12 protein-coding genes and 1 pseudogene are annotated in these 18,541 nt (G+C 57.7%); 8 read left to right on the top strand and 5 right to left on the bottom strand.

Features of this window, described 5'->3' with window-relative positions:
- Positions 1 to 1,227: 1,227 nt before the first annotated feature.
- Positions 1,228 to 3,054: a glutamine--fructose-6-phosphate transaminase (isomerizing) gene (gene glmS, locus AKL29_RS04840; protein WP_050383324.1), complete on the top strand. Its 1,827-nt coding sequence runs from the start codon at positions 1,228 to 1,230 to the stop codon at positions 3,052 to 3,054.
- 404 nt (positions 3,055 to 3,458) lie between these two features.
- A complete protein-coding gene (locus AKL29_RS04835; RefSeq protein ID WP_244481759.1) occupies positions 3,459 to 4,157 on the top strand; it encodes an Effector protein NopP in 699 nt (232 codons plus the stop codon).
- Between the two features lie 971 nt (positions 4,158 to 5,128).
- On the opposite strand, the gene AKL29_RS04830 is transcribed toward AKL29_RS04835, so the two are convergent.
- The 5 genes and pseudogenes from AKL29_RS04830 to AKL29_RS04810 form a co-directional block, all read right to left on the bottom strand.
- A complete protein-coding gene (locus AKL29_RS04830) occupies positions 5,129 to 5,503 on the bottom strand; it encodes a response regulator transcription factor (RefSeq protein WP_050383323.1) in 375 nt (124 codons plus the stop codon).
- Between the two features lie 94 nt (positions 5,504 to 5,597).
- On the bottom strand, positions 5,598 to 6,275 hold the full coding sequence (locus AKL29_RS04825) for a response regulator transcription factor (protein WP_050383322.1): 678 nt from the start codon (positions 6,273 to 6,275) through the stop codon (positions 5,598 to 5,600).
- Positions 6,272 to 8,944 carry a PAS domain S-box protein gene (locus AKL29_RS04820; RefSeq protein ID WP_050383321.1) on the bottom strand — a complete coding sequence of 891 codons (2,673 nt, stop codon included), beginning with the start codon at positions 8,942 to 8,944 and terminating at the stop codon, positions 6,272 to 6,274. The genes AKL29_RS04825 and AKL29_RS04820 overlap by 4 nt, the downstream gene beginning before the upstream one ends.
- A 611-nt stretch (positions 8,945 to 9,555) precedes the next feature.
- Positions 9,556 to 10,509: pseudogene (locus tag AKL29_RS04815) on the bottom strand (IS481 family transposase).
- 370 nt (positions 10,510 to 10,879) lie between these two features.
- Complete coding sequence (locus AKL29_RS04810) at positions 10,880 to 12,202, bottom strand: dicarboxylate/amino acid:cation symporter (RefSeq protein WP_050383320.1); 1,323 nt, start codon at positions 12,200 to 12,202, stop codon at positions 10,880 to 10,882.
- A 979-nt stretch (positions 12,203 to 13,181) separates the two neighbouring features.
- On the opposite strand from AKL29_RS04810, the gene AKL29_RS40315 reads away from it, so the two are divergent.
- The 6 genes from AKL29_RS40315 to AKL29_RS04790 all read left to right on the top strand — a co-directional run bounded on the left by AKL29_RS40315 (position 13,182) and on the right by AKL29_RS04790 (position 18,462).
- The gene (locus AKL29_RS40315; protein WP_082190478.1) at positions 13,182 to 13,466 is read left to right on the top strand and encodes a helix-turn-helix transcriptional regulator; all 285 of its coding nucleotides are present in this window, start codon (positions 13,182 to 13,184) and stop codon (positions 13,464 to 13,466) included.
- 250 nt (positions 13,467 to 13,716) lie between these two features.
- On the top strand, positions 13,717 to 14,766 hold the full coding sequence (locus AKL29_RS04805; RefSeq protein WP_050383319.1) for an aromatic ring-hydroxylating dioxygenase subunit alpha: 1,050 nt from the start codon (positions 13,717 to 13,719) through the stop codon (positions 14,764 to 14,766).
- Between the two features lie 3 nt (positions 14,767 to 14,769).
- The gene (locus AKL29_RS04800; protein WP_028336750.1) at positions 14,770 to 15,522 is read left to right on the top strand and encodes a GntR family transcriptional regulator; all 753 of its coding nucleotides are present in this window, start codon (positions 14,770 to 14,772) and stop codon (positions 15,520 to 15,522) included.
- A gap of 11 nt (positions 15,523 to 15,533) precedes the next feature.
- Entirely contained in the window at positions 15,534 to 16,514 is a 981-nt protein-coding gene (locus tag AKL29_RS04795) for a PDR/VanB family oxidoreductase (protein WP_050383318.1), read from the top strand.
- A gap of 710 nt (positions 16,515 to 17,224) precedes the next feature.
- Positions 17,225 to 17,770: a type 2 periplasmic-binding domain-containing protein gene (locus AKL29_RS41625; protein ID WP_152977437.1), complete on the top strand. Its 546-nt coding sequence runs from the start codon at positions 17,225 to 17,227 to the stop codon at positions 17,768 to 17,770.
- 5 nt (positions 17,771 to 17,775) lie between these two features.
- Positions 17,776 to 18,462: a molybdate ABC transporter permease subunit gene (locus tag AKL29_RS04790; RefSeq protein ID WP_050383327.1), complete on the top strand. Its 687-nt coding sequence runs from the start codon at positions 17,776 to 17,778 to the stop codon at positions 18,460 to 18,462.
- Positions 18,463 to 18,541 lie beyond the last annotated feature (79 nt).

The raw sequence follows: 18,541 nt of genomic DNA, 5'->3' as shown, positions 1-18,541 counted from the left end.
GCGCAACGCGCCGCTTTGAGTCCTGAGCCGTCATGGTCTTTCTTGGTTGCGCCGGAAGGAAAGCGCCCCTTCGAACCGCGATTGCGGAGCGCTTCCTCGAGATATCTAGATCCGCAAGCGCGCGACATCCACAACTAGAGAAATCAATCGTTAGCTCCAGTCATACACTTCATAGAGAAATGCGCACTATATACATTGATTTATCTGGACTAGAGAGGCGAGAACCATTCAGATTGGAAAAAGAACGGCAGTTAACAAACGCAACCCGCCTGACACCCGCGATGATCCTAAGCAAACGAGCTGGGAGCTAAATGACGATGGTCTGTGTTCCTATCCATGTTCGGGCGCATGTTATGTTCATCTTGCGTGGTCTCGCCGCACTGGCCAATAGGGGCATCGACCTCCGCACTTCTTAATAGCGCGACTCTGCAGAGAGTGGACGGCCGACGCAAGACGGAATGAGAAAGGCTAGCAAACGTTGGTATCTTTCTTCGAACGTTTCGATATTGAAGGCTTACGTTCGTACAATAGAGCGTTCGACGACGATCGTTTAAGTCGTCGTCCCGCCGGGTATAGCTTGCATCCAAGTACGATGAGCCTCTTAAGCCAGCACGACAGAAATGTCTCCAATAACACGGGTCAAGTCACACCAGAGCGGCTGCGTAAAACACCGAGAAGAACATGTGGAAAGTGAAGCTGCATCCTTCTATCTGTCTAATGGAGCGCGGCCGGTGCAAGCCTACCTAGGAGACCCTTGGTGAGGCGCGGGGATTTAGTTGCCCATGCGCCAGCTGCTAACCCGATCGGCCGCGTCGCCGTTCGCTCCATTGGGATTTGGAGCTGAAGAGTCGTGAATGAGGTTCATCAGCGACGATATGACGGCTTGCGCGATATATCCTCGCAGTGGACTTACGGCGACGCCGACGGTTGTCGTCGCCATGGAGCAAAGGGTTTGTTCGTGTCGGGATTAGATGCCGTACAAAGCCGATCGAGATCACCTCGAAGCAATCACGCCATTCGCGGCCGCGTCGCAGTTTGTACTCGATGGTGACAACCAAAAAGCGGAGTGTGGCTGAGCGAGGCGATGATGGTTGAAAGTCACGCTTGTAAATGCGGCAGCCATACAGGCAGCCACATCGAATTCAGAACTTGATATCCATCACCATCGGCTAAGCGATCTTCCAAAGGGGCGTTCTGGCTCCTTGAACTTGGGCTGCATTGATCGACATGTGTGGAATAGTCGGCATCTTGGGACGTGGTCCCGTCGCTGGGCAATTGGTCGCTTCGCTCAAGCGATTGGAATATCGTGGCTACGACTCCGCGGGCGTCGCGACGCTCGAAGGTCTCCGTATCGAGCGCCGGCGCGCTGAAGGTAAGCTAAAAAACCTTGAGGAGCGGCTGCGCAATTATCCGCCGTCGGGCCATAGCGGTATTGGTCACACTCGCTGGGCGACGCATGGAAAGCCCACCGAGAACAATGCTCATCCGCATGCAACGGATAATGTCGCGGTCGTTCATAACGGAATCATTGAGAATTTTCGCGAGCTGCGAGCTGAGCTGGAGCAGAATGGAGCCCATTTTAGCTCGGAGACGGACACCGAGGTGGTGGCGCATCTCGTCGAATCTTATCTCAAGAATGGCTACTCGCCGCAGGATGCGGTACAAGCCGCGCTGCCACGGCTGCGCGGGGCCTTCGCTCTGGCATTCCTGTTCAAAGCCCACGACGATCTTCTGATCGGTGCGCGCAAGGGATCGCCCCTTGCAATCGGGCATGGTGACGGCGAAATGTATCTGGGATCGGACGCGATCGCGCTCGCGCCCTTGACCGATACTATAACCTATCTTGAAGACGGCGACTGGGCCGTGCTTAACCGCACGGTCTGCGTGATCTATAGCATAGACGGGACCGTTGTCCGTCGGGAGCCATCAAGGTCTGGAGCGTCGTCATTCCTGGTCGACAAAGCGAACTATCGCCACTTCATGGCCAAGGAAATCTACGAGCAGCCGACGGTAGTCGGTCAGACATTGGCGCATTATCTCGATATGGTGGCCGAGCGCGTAGTCCTACCGCTCTCATTACCGTTCGACTTTAACTTTGTTCAGCGCATCTCGATTGCCGCGTGCGGCACGGCAAGCTATGCCGGTCACATCGCCAAATACTGGTTCGAGCGGTTGGCACGCTTGCCGGTAGAGATCGATGTAGCGTCCGAGTTCCGTTATAGGGAGGCGCCCTTGCGCCAGGGCGATCTCGCGATCGTCATCTCGCAGTCGGGAGAAACCGCTGACACATTGGCTGCATTGCGCTATGCCAAGAGCCAGGGCCTACACACAATATCTGTAGTCAACGTCTTGACGTCGACGATTGCGCGGGAGAGCGAATCCGTTTTGCCGACGCTGGCGGGACCTGAAATCGGCGTTGCCTCCACCAAGGCATTCGTGTGTCAACTGGTAGTGATGGCGACGCTTGCCATCGCGGCAGGCAAAGCGCGCGGTGAGTTGTCCGAGATTGATGAATCGAGGCTCGTGCGCGAGCTCATCGAAGTGCCGCGGCTAATTGCTGCTGCGCTGTTGGTCGAACCGCAGATCGAGAAACTCGCGCGATATATCGCCAAGTCGAACGACGTTCTCTATCTCGGCCGAGGGACATCGGCGCCGCTAGCATCGGAAGGTGCGCTCAAGCTGAAGGAAATCTCCTATATCCACTCAGAAGGCTATGCCGCCGGCGAGCTCAAGCACGGACCGATCGCATTGATCGACGAGACCGTACCCGTTGTGGTGATCGCGCCTTACGACCAGGTCTTCGAGAAAACCGTCTCGAATATGCAGGAAGTCGCCGCTCGAGGCGGCAACATCATCTTGATCACCAATTCGACGGGGGCATCGGAAGCAACGGTGGATACGCTCATGACCATTGTGTTGCCAGACATGGCTGCAAGCTTTACTCCGATGGTTTATGCGATCCCCGTGCAGCTTTTAGCTTACCATACCGCCGTCGTTATGGGGACGGATGTGGATCAGCCGCGCAATCTTGCAAAATCGGTCACAGTCGAATAGGCGCCGCCTCGACGCCGAGGTGCTCTTCCGTCGTCTAGTTGTATTGGCTACGGCAGTTCTGCGAATGCACGACAGATAGCATGGTCATGATTGGTCTTTGACTGCTGCTGGGGGTTGAGCCGCGCGCCGCCGGAATTTCGAGACCACGATCTGGATGATCTAGCGCTAACACGAGCCACGTCAGCTTGTGGTAAGCCAAGCTGCCTATCACCTCCGCAGGGCCTAGCTGGCCTGAACTAAATGCGGAAATGTATGCCCGATCGGAGCACCAATCGTCATGTATAATCGGATCAATGGCTCGTCCTATTACCAATCCTCGCGCTTTGCCGAAGATGACGAGCAAACGGATGCAAGCAGCTTCGCTGATGCGTTCGCCAATATGCGCTTAACCGAATCGGCGTCGAGTGGCGGCTCATCTTCAGCAACAAGGCCGTTCGCTCGTTTCAGATCCTCCCATAATAGAGTTTAAAGATCGTCATTCATTCCGAGAGGCGGCGAAGACCTATCATAGCGATGAAATCAAGTACATCGCCGATAACCCGCAAGAGTACTCGAAATTCGTGTCCGATAAGGCAAAGCGAACTGTAGAAGTTGCTAAAGACTATGGAACAACTCGAGATTCCGACGATGCGAGATATTTCAGCTACCAATTAGGGAACAAGAGTGTCGGACTTCTGAGAATGGAGGGCGGCGACAGCATGACGGTGTTCGACGTGGAAAGATGGCAGGAGCTTTTTCCCGGACGGACTGGGACTACCTCTACCGTGGACTTTCAAGTTGTTCATCCGCTTGTCGAGAACGCCGGCGATATCCTGCTTGAGCATCAGCTGCGAGAGGACGGCAAAAGGCCGTTGCTCAATTTGCGTCCGGCGAATCAGGAAGCAAGAGCCCGTGCGGCAAAGATGGGGTTCGTTGAGGTCGATGCCGACAACATGGTTCTCGACCCACAGAAGTCAGGCAAGTGGATCAGGAACGGTGACGGTGATTGGCAGCGAAAAGGCACCAATTCGCGCTATCTTTCAAAAGCTGACGACAGTGAAGGCAGCGATACTAAGATCGCAGAAAGCCCCTCGACATACGATTATGAAGACGATTTTATGTGATCGTAAGATCTGCTGAAAATTCCGGTCCTCGCGCGATCGTCACTTCGCTCGGCGGTCGTTTGCCACTTACAATCAGAAGAGCTCACGCTGATTTTAGCCAAAAACTGCCCAACGTGCACCGGATAGTTATTCTTGCCGAGCCATTGGCTCAGGAGCAGAGCCTCCGACAGGCAAGCTAATAGCTTGAATTGCTCGGATGGGGGATGAACTGCGTGAGGATCGGGCAAAAAACGCCCGGCCGCCGTAAGGCGGCCGGGCGCTTTTCACGTTGAATATCTGGGACAGCTTGACGGTGTCCAGGCCATCTAATGATGCGCACGAGTTCACGTGGGCTGAAGGCGCCGGCAGGAAGGGGAGGTCCGAAGGAGGCACGGAACGATGCTGCGCTCCAATAGACAAGAAGTTCATGTCTGTGACGGGCGCGTCGCCGCGAACAGGAGCTCGTGCCGCAGAGCTCTTTGCCTGCCGACCAAGATCACCCCAAGTTGTCAGCAATTGTTCCCCTAAAAGCACTCACAGATCATCTGGGGTGAGGGGGAGCTCTTTTGTCGTACATAAGTGGCATCCAGTCGCTACGAGCCTAAGCGAAGCAAGCGCTCGTCTGTCGGGAGCTTCCGGTAAACATTATCCGGCCATCAACAGGCTGGAATGAGCGTACACAGTGCCACGCACTCCGGCCTCGGGCGGCAAGCTCGTTCTGGCCGGCCTGAGCGCCTGTTGGTCAGGTCACGGACCAACAACGCAACTAATTAGATAGAGCTTGCCCGCTGCCGATGCCTTCTAATTTCGGAGTGCTATAGGAGATCGTAGCGGGTCACGATAGATCTATAGATTTTGAGATTCAGCGCTCAAATTAGCTTGGGCGAGCTCAGGGTAACAAGCCGAGAAGACGGGTGAAATAGACTTGTCAAGGAGCCCAGCCCGACCTCAGCGGAGTCTAACGACAGGGCGACGGCGGCCGGCTGATGGTTTCAGAAGTCTCCGCCCTCCAGTGCGGCATCAAGGCACTCGATCAGGGCATGTCCTGTGAAGGGCTTGGCCAAGAATCCGGTCGCTCCCGCGCTCAGGGCTGAGGTGCGCACGCGATCGTTGGGAAACGCCGTAATGAAAATGAACGGCACGCTGTAACCTCTGTTCCGCATTTCTGTCAGGAGGTCCAAGCCGGTCATAATGGGCATCTGCACATCCGTGACGACACAGGAGGTTTCGTTCAACCGCGGTGACCTCAAGAACTCCTCAGCCGACGCAAATGTTTGGACTATATAGCCACGCGATTTCAAAAGGTTCTCTGTCGCCGCACGGACCGATGCGTCGTCATCAACGACAGAAATCAAAGGCGTGGACAAGGCAAGCTCTCCTGGCGCGGGACTAGCGTTTGCCGAGGCATTAGCCGACCCTGGGCGAAAAGTGGGCTTGAGTGATTAAATTGTAAAATCATACTTAGGTTTGTTCAGGGCGGTTAGCACGGATTCCGAGTGCCTCAGTCATTCTAATCAAATCCGCCAGCGACCGGGCGCGCATCTTTTTCATCACGTGTCCCCGGTAGATCTTAACCGTAATCTCGGCGAGCCCCAACTCGGCGGCTATCTGCTTGTTCATCAGGCCTGTGGCGACCAGTTTCATCACCGCCTGCTCGCGCGGGCTTAATGTTTCAAATAGGGACTTCAGGTTCGCGACGGTCTTCTCGTCCTGTCGTCTTTTGCGATCGCGTTCGGTCGCTGCGATCACGGCGTCCAGCAGTTCCTGATCGCGGAACGGTTTGGTAAGAAAATCGACCGCTCCGCCCTTCATGGCCCTGACGCTCATGGGAATGTCGCCATGGCCCGTAATGAAGATGATAGGAATATGAATGCTCGACTTGGCTAGCTCGGTCTGAAACTCAAGGCCGCTCAAGCCTGGCAGCCGGACGTCAAGAACCAGGCAGCTAACGACATCCGGAAGTGTGCTTTGCAGCATTTCGCGGGCCGATCCGAATGCAACGACGTCCAGGCCCACCGATTGAAAAAGGTTCGTGAGCGATCGGCGCATCGAAACGTCATCTTCGACAACGAAGACAATCGCGTTTGCCGACGTCTCGGCCTTGCTGCCTCCGCGCTGGGAGTTAGAGCGTTCGCTCACGACACGACCTCCTGGTGCAATGGCAGATCAAACCGAAAGCTTGCCCCCGGCCCCCGCTTGCGGGCGATTGAAAGGCGCCCTCCATGAGCTTCCACAATCGAGCGACAGATCGAAAGGCCCATGCCAAGGCCATTCGACTTTGTCGTGAAAAACGGGTCTAACACTCGGTCGACGTCATTCTCGGCGATGCCAACGCCGCTATCAGTCACAGCAAGCCACACGTGTCCCATATCGTCCCTGGATGACTGAATCACTAGTTCGCGCGTCCGGTCCGTAACTGCGTCCATAGCTTCGATCCCGTTCATCACCAGATTGATAATCACCTGTTGCAACTGAATTCGGTCTCCGTAGATCGCGGGCAGCGCTGCCGTCAAATCGGTCTTTAGCGCCACTTGGTGGCTAATCAGCTCTCGCGTCACGAGCGCAATGACGTCCTTAACGACGTCATTAATGTCGAGTGGTAGCATCTCGATCTCGCCTTTCTTCGCAAGCGCGCGAACCCGACGGATCACTTCGCTTGCTCGGATTGCGTCTTCGATTATCCACTCAACCGATGACCTCGCGGCGGAAAGATCGGGGGGGGCGCGGTTCATCCAACCGAGGCACGCGTCGGCGTTGCTGATAATAGCGGCAAGTGGTTGGTTGATTTCATGGGCGATGGTGGTTGTCAGCTCTCCTAACGTCGTCACACGCGTCACATGCGCAAGCTCCGCCTGAGCCTTTCGCAGCTGTTGTTCGGCTTGATCTGCGCGAATGATAGCCGTGATGTCCGTGCTGACGCCGCGGTAGCCCAGAAAATTACCGTCGACACCAAAGAAAGGCTTGCCACTCGTTCGGACGTAGATCGGAGTTCCCGTCCGATTGATGGTGCGATAGACCAGATCCCGAAATGGGAGGTGCGCCTCCAGGGTCGCTCGATGCTGCTGCCACTTCTCAGGCTCTTCTTCGACGTCGCACGCGATATCCCAACGAAGCATACCCATCAATCCTGTCGCCAAAATTCCCGCAGCGCTGGTGTGCTCAGACAGGTGGGTGACCTGATGATCCGGCCCGGTCTCCCAGAGCCAGTCGGAAGCCGTTTCGGCGTAGTCGCGAAAGCGCTGCTCGCTTTCCAGCAGCGCGGCAAGTGTGCTTTCCAGGCGGTCTCTGGCTGCGTATTGCTCCGTGACATCCATATGTGTTCCAATGAGCTCGCTGACATTGCCGTCGCTGCCAACCACGACATGTGCCACAGAATGTATGTGCCTAATCGAGCCATCAGGGAGGAGGATTCGAAAATCATGCTCGAGTCGCCCATCCTTGTCGTCTCTAGCCAGGCGCTGCACTTCCTGAAGGCGAGGCAGGTCGTCCGGATGGATACGCGAGCGAATGGTCTCTATCGATACAGCCTCTTGCGGCTTGAAGCCGAAGAGACGATCCACTTCGGCGGAGCGATAGATGAAATCGAGACGGTAGACGTCCCAGGACCAACTGCCCGTGTGACTGAGACGTTGGGCTTCGGCAAGATAGGCCTCGCTACGGCGCAATTGTTGCTCTGCTTGCCTTGCGGCCGTGATATCCGTCGCCGCCCCGACGAAGTCGATGTCACCAGTCGCGGTTCTCGTCGTTCGTGCCCGCGCAAGGATATGCTTCACCGATCCGTCCGGCAGCACTAGCCGGTATTCATGCTCGAAATTCTTTGGATCTCGCATCGCTTGATCGATGATCTCCTTGACCGACGCCCTATCGTCTGGATGCGTGCGGGCGACGATCAGTTCCGGCGCGGGAACGGTCTGCGGATCCAACTGGAGAATCCGATATAGCTCCTTTGACCAAAAGGCCTCGCCGGTGGCGACGCTCCAGCTGAAGCTGCCTGTATTGCTCAACTCCTGTGCTTGAGCCAAATGTGCCTCGCTTCGCTGCAGGGCAAGTTCGGTCCGCTTTCGTTCTGTGATATCTTCGCAGGCTATGAGGACAACGGGCCGCTCATCGGCCCAGAGCATCGCTTTGGCGTTTTCACGTACCCACAATATCGAGCCGTCTTTCCTAACTTTCTGCGCCTCCCAGGTTTGCGATTGACCGATCTCTTCAAGGCACGTCCGAATGCATTTGCGAGCAAACGCGCGATCCTCCTCCAGAAAGACTCCCAGGATGGATTGACCGATCAGTTCGGAACACGCATAGCCGAGTTGTGTCGCGCCGAACGTATTGACGTTGAGGACGGTGCCGGCTTCATCGACCATCACGTACATGGACGGATTGTGCTCAAAGATTGCGCGCCACCGCTTTTCACGGTCTTTCAGGTCGGCAGCGCTGCGCCGGAGTTCGGCCGCAATCTCACGCGCAGCCTCTCTTTCCTGGCGGACCTTTCCAATCAGGTGCGTTCCGACGATCGAGACAGCGAAGAAAGCGACAACTACCAGAAGAACTTGAGGGTCGTCGATCCGCAAACTAAACGCCGGCGGCGCAAAGTAGTATGCCAAAGCAGCGATAGCTAAGACCGAGAGCGCGGATGATGCAACAAAGCTGCCGATCAACGAAAACAGCAATATCACTAGCAAATAGCCAAACGCCGTTGCAGCGAAATGTGTTTGAAGGTGCAAGGAGGCGAGCGTCACTATCGCCAGCGTTATGCTGCCGAAAGTAAACTGCGTGGCTGACCGCTTAAAATTATTGATCTGGTCATACATTCTTGGACCGTCCGGCCTTTCTCCGGCGGGAGAGCTATAACATTTTAGGCAAAAATGGGGCAACCCTTCCGGCCCTGAGGGACGCACTCGCCTTCGGTTCCGGTCAATTGCTTGCGGCTGAACTCAGCACGTGCCGAAGAAAGGCGCATTACAAACGTAGGTATAGTTGTCCTAAACCTTTCATTATGGCGCGCTGACATGCGTACGACCGAGGCTGAGATGTCCGTTTTCCTTCGCTGACTATATTGCTCGGCGGGCGCTCGGGGGCTGCGAAGGCCGCGGCCGAACCACAGCTGCGCGGCGCCAAGGCACGTTCCAACGACGCGGACAACGCCTACATCGAGTCAACGAAGACACTGACCCTGCCCAATGAGGCGCGCGTCGCCAAATTCATAAAGATCCACGATAAGCTGTGCAGCCCTGACGTGACGTCAGTTCGACGAGTCCATTTCAGCCCGCGAAGGTGCCAGACTGGTCCACGGTGATCATACGCGCGCCGGCCTGATGCCGCAACGCGCGCCGGAACAAACGGATGACTGAGTCGGAGATCGCCGCCACTCGTCGGCCGGAAGAGGCCTGTTCAGTGGCCAAACGGGCCAGGCTAACTGTGGCTAGATGTGGAGCCTCAAGAGGTTATTCCCGGTTAATCCGAGCCTGCTGATCGGTGGCTTTGAGCCGATACTGCCATGAGGACGATGCCAGTCGGTGAAGCCATCGTGGCAGTTCAGCGGCCCGTTCTGTTGAGGTGTTGTAGGCTTGCGCGTAGGCCCATTCTCGTAAGCTGGTTTGAATGAATCGTTTGGCCCTGCCGTTGGTCTGGCGTATAGGGCTTGGTGCGGATGTGCTTGAGGCGGAGGCGCTTGCACGCCCTTCGGAAGGCGAAGGATTTGTAGCACGCGCCGTTGTCGGTCATGACACGCTCGACCTTCACTCCCAGGCTGACGTAGTAGGTCACGGCCGCCTTAAGGAAAGCGATGGCACAACCCTTTCGCTCGTTCTTCATGACCTGGCTGAAGGCGATCCGCGACGCATCGTCGACGCAAACATGGACGTATTCCCAGCCGGACCCTCGACGACGAGAACGCTGATTGCTCGACCCTTGTCGATCGCCCGTGATCCGATGACCGATCCGATTGAACTTGCCGAGCTTTTTGATGTCGATGTGGATCAGTTCGCCGGGACGGTCGCGCTCATAGCGCCGGATCGGCTCGGCCGGCTCCCAGCCTGTTCAAACCGAGCCGGCGCAAGATACGGCTGACGGTGGCTGCCGAGACCCCGACTTCGAGCGCGATCTGTTTGCCGGTGTGGCGCTGCCGGCGGAACGTCTCGACAGCGGCGCATGTGGCTGCCGGGGTTTGGCCTGGCGAGGAATGGGGCCGTGAGGAACGATCCCGCAAACCATCGACGCCTTCTGCGCGGAAGCGCTCGACCCATTTGGCGACCGTCTTCGCCGTGACATTGAATTGGAGCGCGGCTACGGCCTTCGTCAGACCGCCCTCGATTACGTTCCGCACCATCGCCTCTCGACCTTTCGGCGTCAGAGGCGCATTCTTGTGGATGTTCATCTGGTCTCTCCGGGGAACACTGAAGCTTCGCAACCTCAGCTTCCTCGGTTCAGACCAGATGGACAACCTCCTGAAAGCTCACAGCTAGACCCAGTACCTCGGCCCGTCAGGCAGGCAGGTCTTGCCGGACTCTATTGTTCTGCCGCGGTTACGTCGGCATCGGCTAGAAAAATAATCGTCGAAAAAGCTATTTCGTCATCCACGTTTGCATGGATGTTGGGCGTGACACGGAACAAGTGGTGATCCGCAGGTCCCGCAGAGAAGTTCTGGCTCGCAGTTTCAAGTCGGCTGTGCCGATTTGGAACTGCGAAAGAACGACGGAGTTGGCTACGCTCAGTTGAGCGCCTTGAAATCACGAATAGGATCCGGCCTACCTGCTTGAGCTTCGCGTATCGATATCGCTGGAAACGGTGGGCTGCTTGAGCCGGGCGCGCAGTCTCGCGTTGTCGAGCTCGCCTTCCCACCAGGATACAAACACCGCCGCGATGCCATTGCCGGTAATGTTGGTGAGGGCTCGCACCTCGCTCATGAACTTGTCGATCGAGAATACGATCGCCATGCCCGGCACCAGCGCTGGATTGACCACCGACAATGTCGCGGCGAGCGTGATGAAGCCTGCGCCGGTGACGCCACTTGCTCCCTTCGATGTGAGCATTGCCACGAGCAAGATCGTGAGTTGCTGGCCAAAGGTAAGATCGACCCCGAGTGCCTGGGCAATAAACAATGTCGCAAGCGTCATATAGATGTTGGTGCCGTCGAGGTTGAAGGAGTAGCCGGTTGGCACCACGAGACCCACCACGGGCTTTGAGCAGCCCAGCCGCTCGAGCTTCTCCATCAATTGCGGCAGCGCGCTTTCCGAGGACGAGGTGCCGAGCACGATCAGAAGCTCGTCCTTGATATAGATAATGAATTTGAAGATCGAAAAGCCGACGATTCGCGCAATCAGGCCGAGTACGACGACTACAAATATCGCGGCCGTCGCATAGAATAGCACGATAAGCCCGATCAGATTACCGAGCGCCGCCGGCCCGAACTTGCCTATCGTGAAAGCCATCGCGCCGAACGCACCGATCGGGGCCGCTTTCATGATGATGGCGATCACGCCGAACACCGCGTGCGCGATGTCGTCAATCATGCCGCGCAGCCGTTCTCCACGCTCCCCCAGCGCCATCAGCGAAAAGCCAAACAGGATCGCGAACAGGAGAACTTGCAGTACATCGCCGCGAGCGAGGGCGCCGACCACAGTATCGGGAATGATATTGAGAAAGAAATCGACGGTCTTCGAGGCTTCCGCCTGCTTGACGTAACTGGCGACCGCCGCAGCGTCCGGTTTGACCGCAAGACCATGGCCGATTTGGACCAGATTGCCCATGACAAGGCCCAATACCAAGGCAAAGCTCGATACGATCTCGAAATAGACCAGCGCTTTGACGCCGACGCGCCCGACTTTCTTTGCATCCTGAATATGCGCGATGCCGGATGCGACGGTGCAGAATATGATCGGCGCGATCACCATCTTGATCAGCTTGATGAAGCCGTCACCGAGCGCCTTGACCCAGTCGTTGGTCGCGACCGACGGCCACAGCCAGCCGACGATGGCGCCAATCACGATCGCGATCAACACCTGGACGTAGAGAATTTTATACCAAGCCTGCGACGCGCGCACAGGCGCCGCAGTTGCCATGGTGGTCATGACGCTTCCTTCCCGAATACACTCGAATGCGAGCCGCTGCGTCGTTGAGAGGCGACGGCATCATACGAGGCTGTCATTTTAGCCGTGTCCGATTGAAGACGGTTCCGAGAGCCGGCGCGTCATTCCAAAGGCAGGCGTTCAGTTACGTTATCTTTTTTCGTCAAGCAAGATCTGCACCAGAGGCCTAACGCGCAGACGACCGGGTCGTCATTGGATAAGCCGCCTGTCTTCTGACGAGGTCTGTTTGAATTGTCGAACGGCATTTGTGAGGTCGATCGCAAAGGCGTTGCTCAACGTCACGCCGCATTTGCTGGCAAATCACCGAGTCTCGGCACAGAAGTACTAGAGTGATCGGTACGCTTCGATAGCTAAGGTTGATGCAACAATACGCAACATTGGTAAAATTGATTATTTGGATCGTAGGCATCCAGGCGGTGGAAGCTGTGACATCTAGCGGTGATGTGAGGCGTATCCGCATCGGCGCTCGCTGAGCCGTTTAGGCGTCTGGGTGTTACGATGAAGCTCTCAACTCGATCATTCCACTTTTGGCAGTTTTGAACGTTCTTTTTCTGAGCGCTTTTCCTGGCAGGACGAGACCAATGTGACTAGTTCTGGCTGCGATTGTACATTTGCGACGATCGAATGACGGAGCGCAGCAAGTATAAAAGTATATAGGGTGCGGTGAAACCGGATGGTTCGGCGGATTTCTGCGCAAAAGCGATTCTGCTTCCGCATTGCGAAGGCGCCCGATCACCGTGCGCATATCCTTCTGTGCAAGGTGCGTCTTTGCAGCCGCGAGCTCGGCGCTAAGAAGAAGGCTTTGCGCCCACGGCGTAGGAGACGAGCGGCGCCTTCAACTTGGGGTGCCGAAAGCCGCTTCCTCGATATTCGGTATCCCTCCAGAGAGCGCGCTTCTCCATGATGATGGTGCGAACAAAGTGCCGCCATTCGCGGCCGGCCTCTCACCTGGAGCTCTCAAATGCCCGATCCGATGTCACGTCTATCCACGCGGTTCCTGCGTACACCGGAGGCTGCGCGTTATCTTAGCCTATCCGGCCGCACGCTCGAAAAGCACCGCACATATGGCACGGGGCCAGCGTATCGAAAGATCGGCGGTCGCGTCATCTACGCACTAGAGGATTTGAGAGCATGGGCCGATCTCGGCACCAAGACGTCGACGTCCGATCCCGGCAGGGGGGCTGTGCTGCCGGCTAAGAAGCGCCCAATGTTGCACCCCTACGCAGGCCAGGAACATCGCCGATAGCCGTACGAAGCCGCGACAGTGCAGGACGAGGTGCGGCGGGATGTACACGATGGCGAGCTCGGATTGAGCCGGCAGCTGTTTTGGTTAGCGGTACCACCGATGTTTCGTTAGGGCCGAGGTGAAGTCGATGAGCTTCTCTTCGGCCCTTCTCTGTATACAGGGGTGCCATCACAAGCCCGTATATTCGTCAATTTTCTGGCTTGTTTTGAGGTCACTGTATACAGACAGTGTCCAATGCAAGGAGCCGCCTATGAGCCGTTGCTTTCCGACGAATGTCTGGTACGTGGCCGCTTGGGATGCTGAGGTGAGGCAGGCGCTGTTGCCGCGCACAATCTGCGGCAAGCACGTCGTGATGTATCGGCGCGCCAACGGTGAGGTGGCGGCATTGGAGGATGCCTGTTGGCATCGGTTGCTGCCGCTTTCAAAAGGGCGTCTTGAGGGCGACACCGTCGTCTGCGGCTACCACGGGCTGAAATTCAACGCGCAGGGCCGCTGCATCTTCATGCCCTCGCAAGAGACGATCAACCCCTCCGCCTGTGTGCGTGCCTATCCTGTGGTCGAGCGCGATCGCTTCGTCTGGCTGTGGATGGGTGATCCGGCGCTAGCCGACCCGCGCTTGGTGCCGGATATGCACTGGAACGATGATTCCGCCTGGGCCGGTGATGGCGACACCATCCACCTGAAATGCGATTATCGTCTGGTTGTCGACAATCTCATGGACCTGACGCACGAAACTTTTGTGCATGGAGCCAGCATCGGCAATGACGCCATCGCGGAAGCGCCGTTTGACGTCACCCATGGTGAGAAGACCGCTACCGTAACGCGCTGGATGAAGGGGATTACCGCGCCGCCGTTCTGGGCCAAGCAATTGCAAAAACCTGGTCCGGTGGACCGCTGGCAAATCATTCGTTTCGAGGCGCCGTGCACCATCAATATCGACGTCGGAGTGGCGCCCGCTGGAACTGGCGCGCCGGAAGGCAACCGATCGGCTGGCGTCAATGGCATTGTCCTCAACACCATTACGCCCGAAACGGAAACGAGCTGCCATTACTTCTGGGCCTTCGTGCGCAATTATCGCCTGAACGAACAGCGCCTGACCACTGAACTCCGCCAAGGCGTTTCTAGCATCTTCCGTGAGGACGAGGTCATTCTCGAGGCGCAGCAGCGTGCGATCGACGAAAATCCTGACCGGGTCTTCTATAACCTCAACATCGATGCGGGCGCGATGTGGGCCCGCCGCTTGATAGATCGCATGATCGAGGCCGAGGATCCACAGCACAGTCGGCAGGCCGCGGAGTAGGGCATGGTCGAGCGCGACAGTGATCGCTCCGTCTCACAGACGGTGCGCGCCCAGCTCAGCTTGCGCGATCTGATCCTGTCGGGCGACTTGCGGCCGGGCGAACGGATCTCCGAGTTGCAAGCTGTGGAGACGATCGGCGCATCGCGTACTCCGGTGCGAATGGCATTGGTTCGACTGGAGGAGGAAGGACTTCTGGAAGCGATCCCTTCTGGCGGCTTCATGGTGAAGGCATTTTCCGAACGAGATGTCCTGGATTCGATCGAACTGCGTGGCACGGTGGAGGGGCTGGCCGCGCGATTCGCCGCCGAGCGCGGCGTTTCGTCGCGCGATCTTGAGCCTCTTAAAGGATGTCTCGACGAGATCGACGGCTTGGTGAGGCAGGATCCCATCTCCGTGGAGGCTTTCTCCTCCTACGTCGCGCTCAATGCGCGTTTTCACGCGCTGTTGACTGAATTGTCGCGCAGTCCGCCCTTGATCCGGCAGGTCGATCGCGCGTCGGCGCTACCATTCGCTTCGCCTAGCGGCTTTGTGATGACCCAATCGACGCTACCGAATGCGCGCCACACGCTCTTGATTGCGCAAGATCAACATCGCGTCGTGATCGATGCAATCGAAAACCGCGAAGGCGCACGAGCCGAGGCAATCATGCGCGAGCACGCCCGAGTGGCGGCGCGCAATCTGCGCGTTGTGCTCAGGAATAAGACGCATTCTGATCTGCTGCCGGGACTGGCGCTCATCAAGATGCCAGGCGATTAAAGGAAATCTCCATGCGGTTCATTGAAAGCTGGACACAAGCAGCGCTCGTCGCGACGCGCGATCTGACACCTTCGATCCGCGAGTTCCTGATCAAACCGGAAAACTTTGATGGCGCGGCCTATCCGGTCGGCAGCCATATCAACATCGCCGTCACTATCGATGGACGTCCTGAGACGCGATCCTATTCCCTGGTCGGCGAAGCTGACCGAGCCGGCTATCGTATCGCCGTGCGGCGCGCGGAGGACTCCCGCGGCGGCTCGCAGTATATGTGGTCGCTCGCGCCGGGCGCGCGGTTGACCATTACATCGCCCGCCTCGCTGCTGCCGATCGACTGGGCGCGCAGGCACTACTGCCTAATTGCGGGTGGGATCGGCATTACGCCACTGGTTGGGGCAGCTCAGGCGCTGGCGCGCCGCAATGCCGACTTCACTCTGCACTATGCAGTGCCTTCCCGTGAGCAATCCGTATACTTGGATGTTCTCTCTCCCTTGCTGAACGATCAGCTTTTTGTCCATGCAGGCAACGAAGGGCGCCGGCTCGATTTCGATGACTTATTCGCATCACTGCCGCCTGACGCCTTGACTCTCTTCTGTGGTCCGATGCGGATGCTCGATGCCGCGCGCCGGGCCTGGACCGGCGCGGGACGCGCGCTATCCGGCCTACGCTACGAGACCTTCGGTTCGAGCGGCTCGCTGCCGACTGAAGGTTTCCGGGTGCGCCTTGCAGATCGGGCCCTCGAAGTGGAGATTCCGCGCGATCGCTCGTTGCTGGACGTGCTCAATGAGGCCGGTTACGAGGTGATGGCAGATTGCCGGCGCGGCGAGTGCGGCGTCTGCGCCATCGACATCGTCCACATTGACGGTGAGCTTGACCACCGCGACGTTTTCTTCAGCGAACAGCAAAAGCACGCCAACGAAAAGATCTGTGCATGTGTCTCTCGCGCCCGTGGTACTATTACCGTCGACATACTGCATCGCCCAGACGCGCTGTAAGTTCGCTGCAACGTGTTGGTTTCGGTAGCAGGTCCTGGCCCAGTCGCTCGGCACAATGGCCATGTCCAAAGGTAGTGCTACGTTACCATAGAACGGTGCGCGCATGCTTGCCGGACGAAGACGATCGGCGATGCCTGGTTATCCTTCTTCCAAGTAAGAAAAAAGTCGAGCACGACATGTACTTCTAAACCTCTGTTCAGCCGCGTTCATTCCCGCAAGGGATTTGGCGGGCCGTCTGCGCCTGCACGCGCTGGCCCTCGAGGGATCCTAAACAGACCAGCCAATCCTACGAAGCAGAATCCACACGAGGATTTGCATCGAGTGATCACGGAGCGTCGCAACACCCAAGAGCATCTCGGGCGGCAAGCTCTGCCGCTTGATTGTGTCGTCGCTGTCTGCTTGAGAACAAAGATGCCGGAAATCTGACAGCGCGTTAGGTCCACTCCACAGCGAAGGGCATCATCTAGGCGCGCTTTTCTTACGTTAAGCACAGAGCGCGCCAAATTTCGCGAGCGGCACGGGGATTGCTGGGTGGCGAGCGAGGAGCTGCCGCCGCCAGACCGGGCGAAGCGGCCCTGTCACCGGAGTTTCCGATGAGGTGTTTGCGATGCTGATTTTGCTCGCAGAAGCGACGGGCGTCAATGTGGCGGCCGCCCACGCCGGACGATATGCTTGCCGGGTAGTCGACTGAGGCAGGACGACCCGAGACCGTGTCGAATATTGGCGCGAGCGACGATCTCTACGGTCATGCCACGCAGTTAGCAACATTTCAGGCGTTTCGTTCGGGCGACAGCATTCGCCCGACTGGACTGCATGAGAACGGCCCTGCGGTCCCCGAAAGCCGCTTCAAATCGGCGGCATCGACTTCGAACGCCATAGCTGAAGAGGAGACGCGCAAGCCGTCGTCGTTCACGGTGCTGTCGATCTCCAGGCATATCGCGGCTTGGACGAACACAATGAATGCGGTTGCCATGCCGCAGGCGGCGCGGCTGGTGCAGGGGGCACCCGCCCCACAGGCCGATCGATTGCTTGCGACCGGAGACCCAGACTACAGCTCCGCTGCACTGTCGCTAACAGGCTATAAGGCAGGTATGCGCTGGCTGTTAGCGAGGCGTCTTATGGAGCGATCCGGCAAGGCGCTCCGTTCTTGGAGGTTCGACCTGACCAAAATGCGGTACGCGCCAAATCCCTCAGCGAACTGGACGTGCAGGCGATCGCCGCGCCGGTTTCGCGGCGGGCTCTCACAGATGGGCTGACGCACATGGACGCCCTTTCGCCCGAGATCTGGCAATCCGTTGCGCTCACGATCGAGCTCGCCAGCGTGACGACGACGATCCTGCTGGCTGTTGGCGCGCCGCTCGCGTGGTGGCTAGCACGCTCGAAGACCGTTTTGAGCCAGGCGGTTGCAACGATCGTCGCGCTGCCGCTTGTGCTGCCGCCGACGGCGCTCGGGTTCTGCGTACTCGTCCTGCTCGGCCCGAACGGACCCGGAGGTCTTCTCGCCTCCTTCTGGGGCGAGCACACGCTCGCCTTTACCTTTGCGGGAATCGTAATCGGGTCGGTCCTCTCCGCGCTCCCCTTGGTGGTGCAGCCGATCCGTAATGCCTTTGTTGCAATAGGTGAGCTTCCGCTGGATGTCGTGGCCAGTCAGCGCGGTTCTGCGCTGTATGACTTCATTACCATTGGCCTGCCGCTGGCGAGATTTGAGTTTTTCAAGGCTGGCGTCGTCGGCTTTGCTCATACGATCGGCACGTTTGGCGTCGTGATGATGATTGGCGGCAACATTCCTGGGCGCACCAAGGTGTTGTCGGCTTACGTCATAGACTACGTTCAAGCATCGCGCTGGCGGGAGGCAAGTTGGGTTGCTGGCGGTATGGTGATGTTCGCGCTTGCGGTCATTCTCACCTTGACCCTCATCGACAAACGTTGTGCCAGGAGAAGTACATGAGCGCAGGCCGGCGCAAAACACACACCTTCGGCGCACCGGCCAGATACATTCGATCACGACGGCAGCCGTCTCGCAAGTC

The sequence above is a fragment of the Bradyrhizobium pachyrhizi genome (assembly GCF_001189245.1).
In the GTDB taxonomy this organism is placed as follows: Bacteria; Pseudomonadota; Alphaproteobacteria; order Rhizobiales; family Xanthobacteraceae; genus Bradyrhizobium; species Bradyrhizobium pachyrhizi.
This window is presented reverse-complemented; position numbering and strand designations above follow the sequence as displayed.

Coding starts and splice junctions, on each gene's coding strand:
- AKL29_RS04820 (WP_050383321.1), bottom strand. CDS start 8,944: ATGTATGACCAGATCAATAATTTTAAGCGGTCAGCCACGCAGTTTACT.
- AKL29_RS40315 (WP_082190478.1), top strand. CDS start 13,182: ATGCCCGATCCGATGTCACGTCTATCCACGCGGTTCCTGCGTACACCG.
- AKL29_RS04800 (WP_028336750.1), top strand. CDS start 14,770: ATGGTCGAGCGCGACAGTGATCGCTCCGTCTCACAGACGGTGCGCGCC.
- AKL29_RS04810 (WP_050383320.1), bottom strand. CDS start 12,202: ATGACCACCATGGCAACTGCGGCGCCTGTGCGCGCGTCGCAGGCTTGG.
- AKL29_RS04795 (WP_050383318.1), top strand. CDS start 15,534: ATGCGGTTCATTGAAAGCTGGACACAAGCAGCGCTCGTCGCGACGCGC.
- glmS (WP_050383324.1), top strand. CDS start 1,228: ATGTGTGGAATAGTCGGCATCTTGGGACGTGGTCCCGTCGCTGGGCAA.
- AKL29_RS04790 (WP_050383327.1), top strand. CDS start 17,776: ATGGACGCCCTTTCGCCCGAGATCTGGCAATCCGTTGCGCTCACGATC.
- AKL29_RS04805 (WP_050383319.1), top strand. CDS start 13,717: ATGAGCCGTTGCTTTCCGACGAATGTCTGGTACGTGGCCGCTTGGGAT.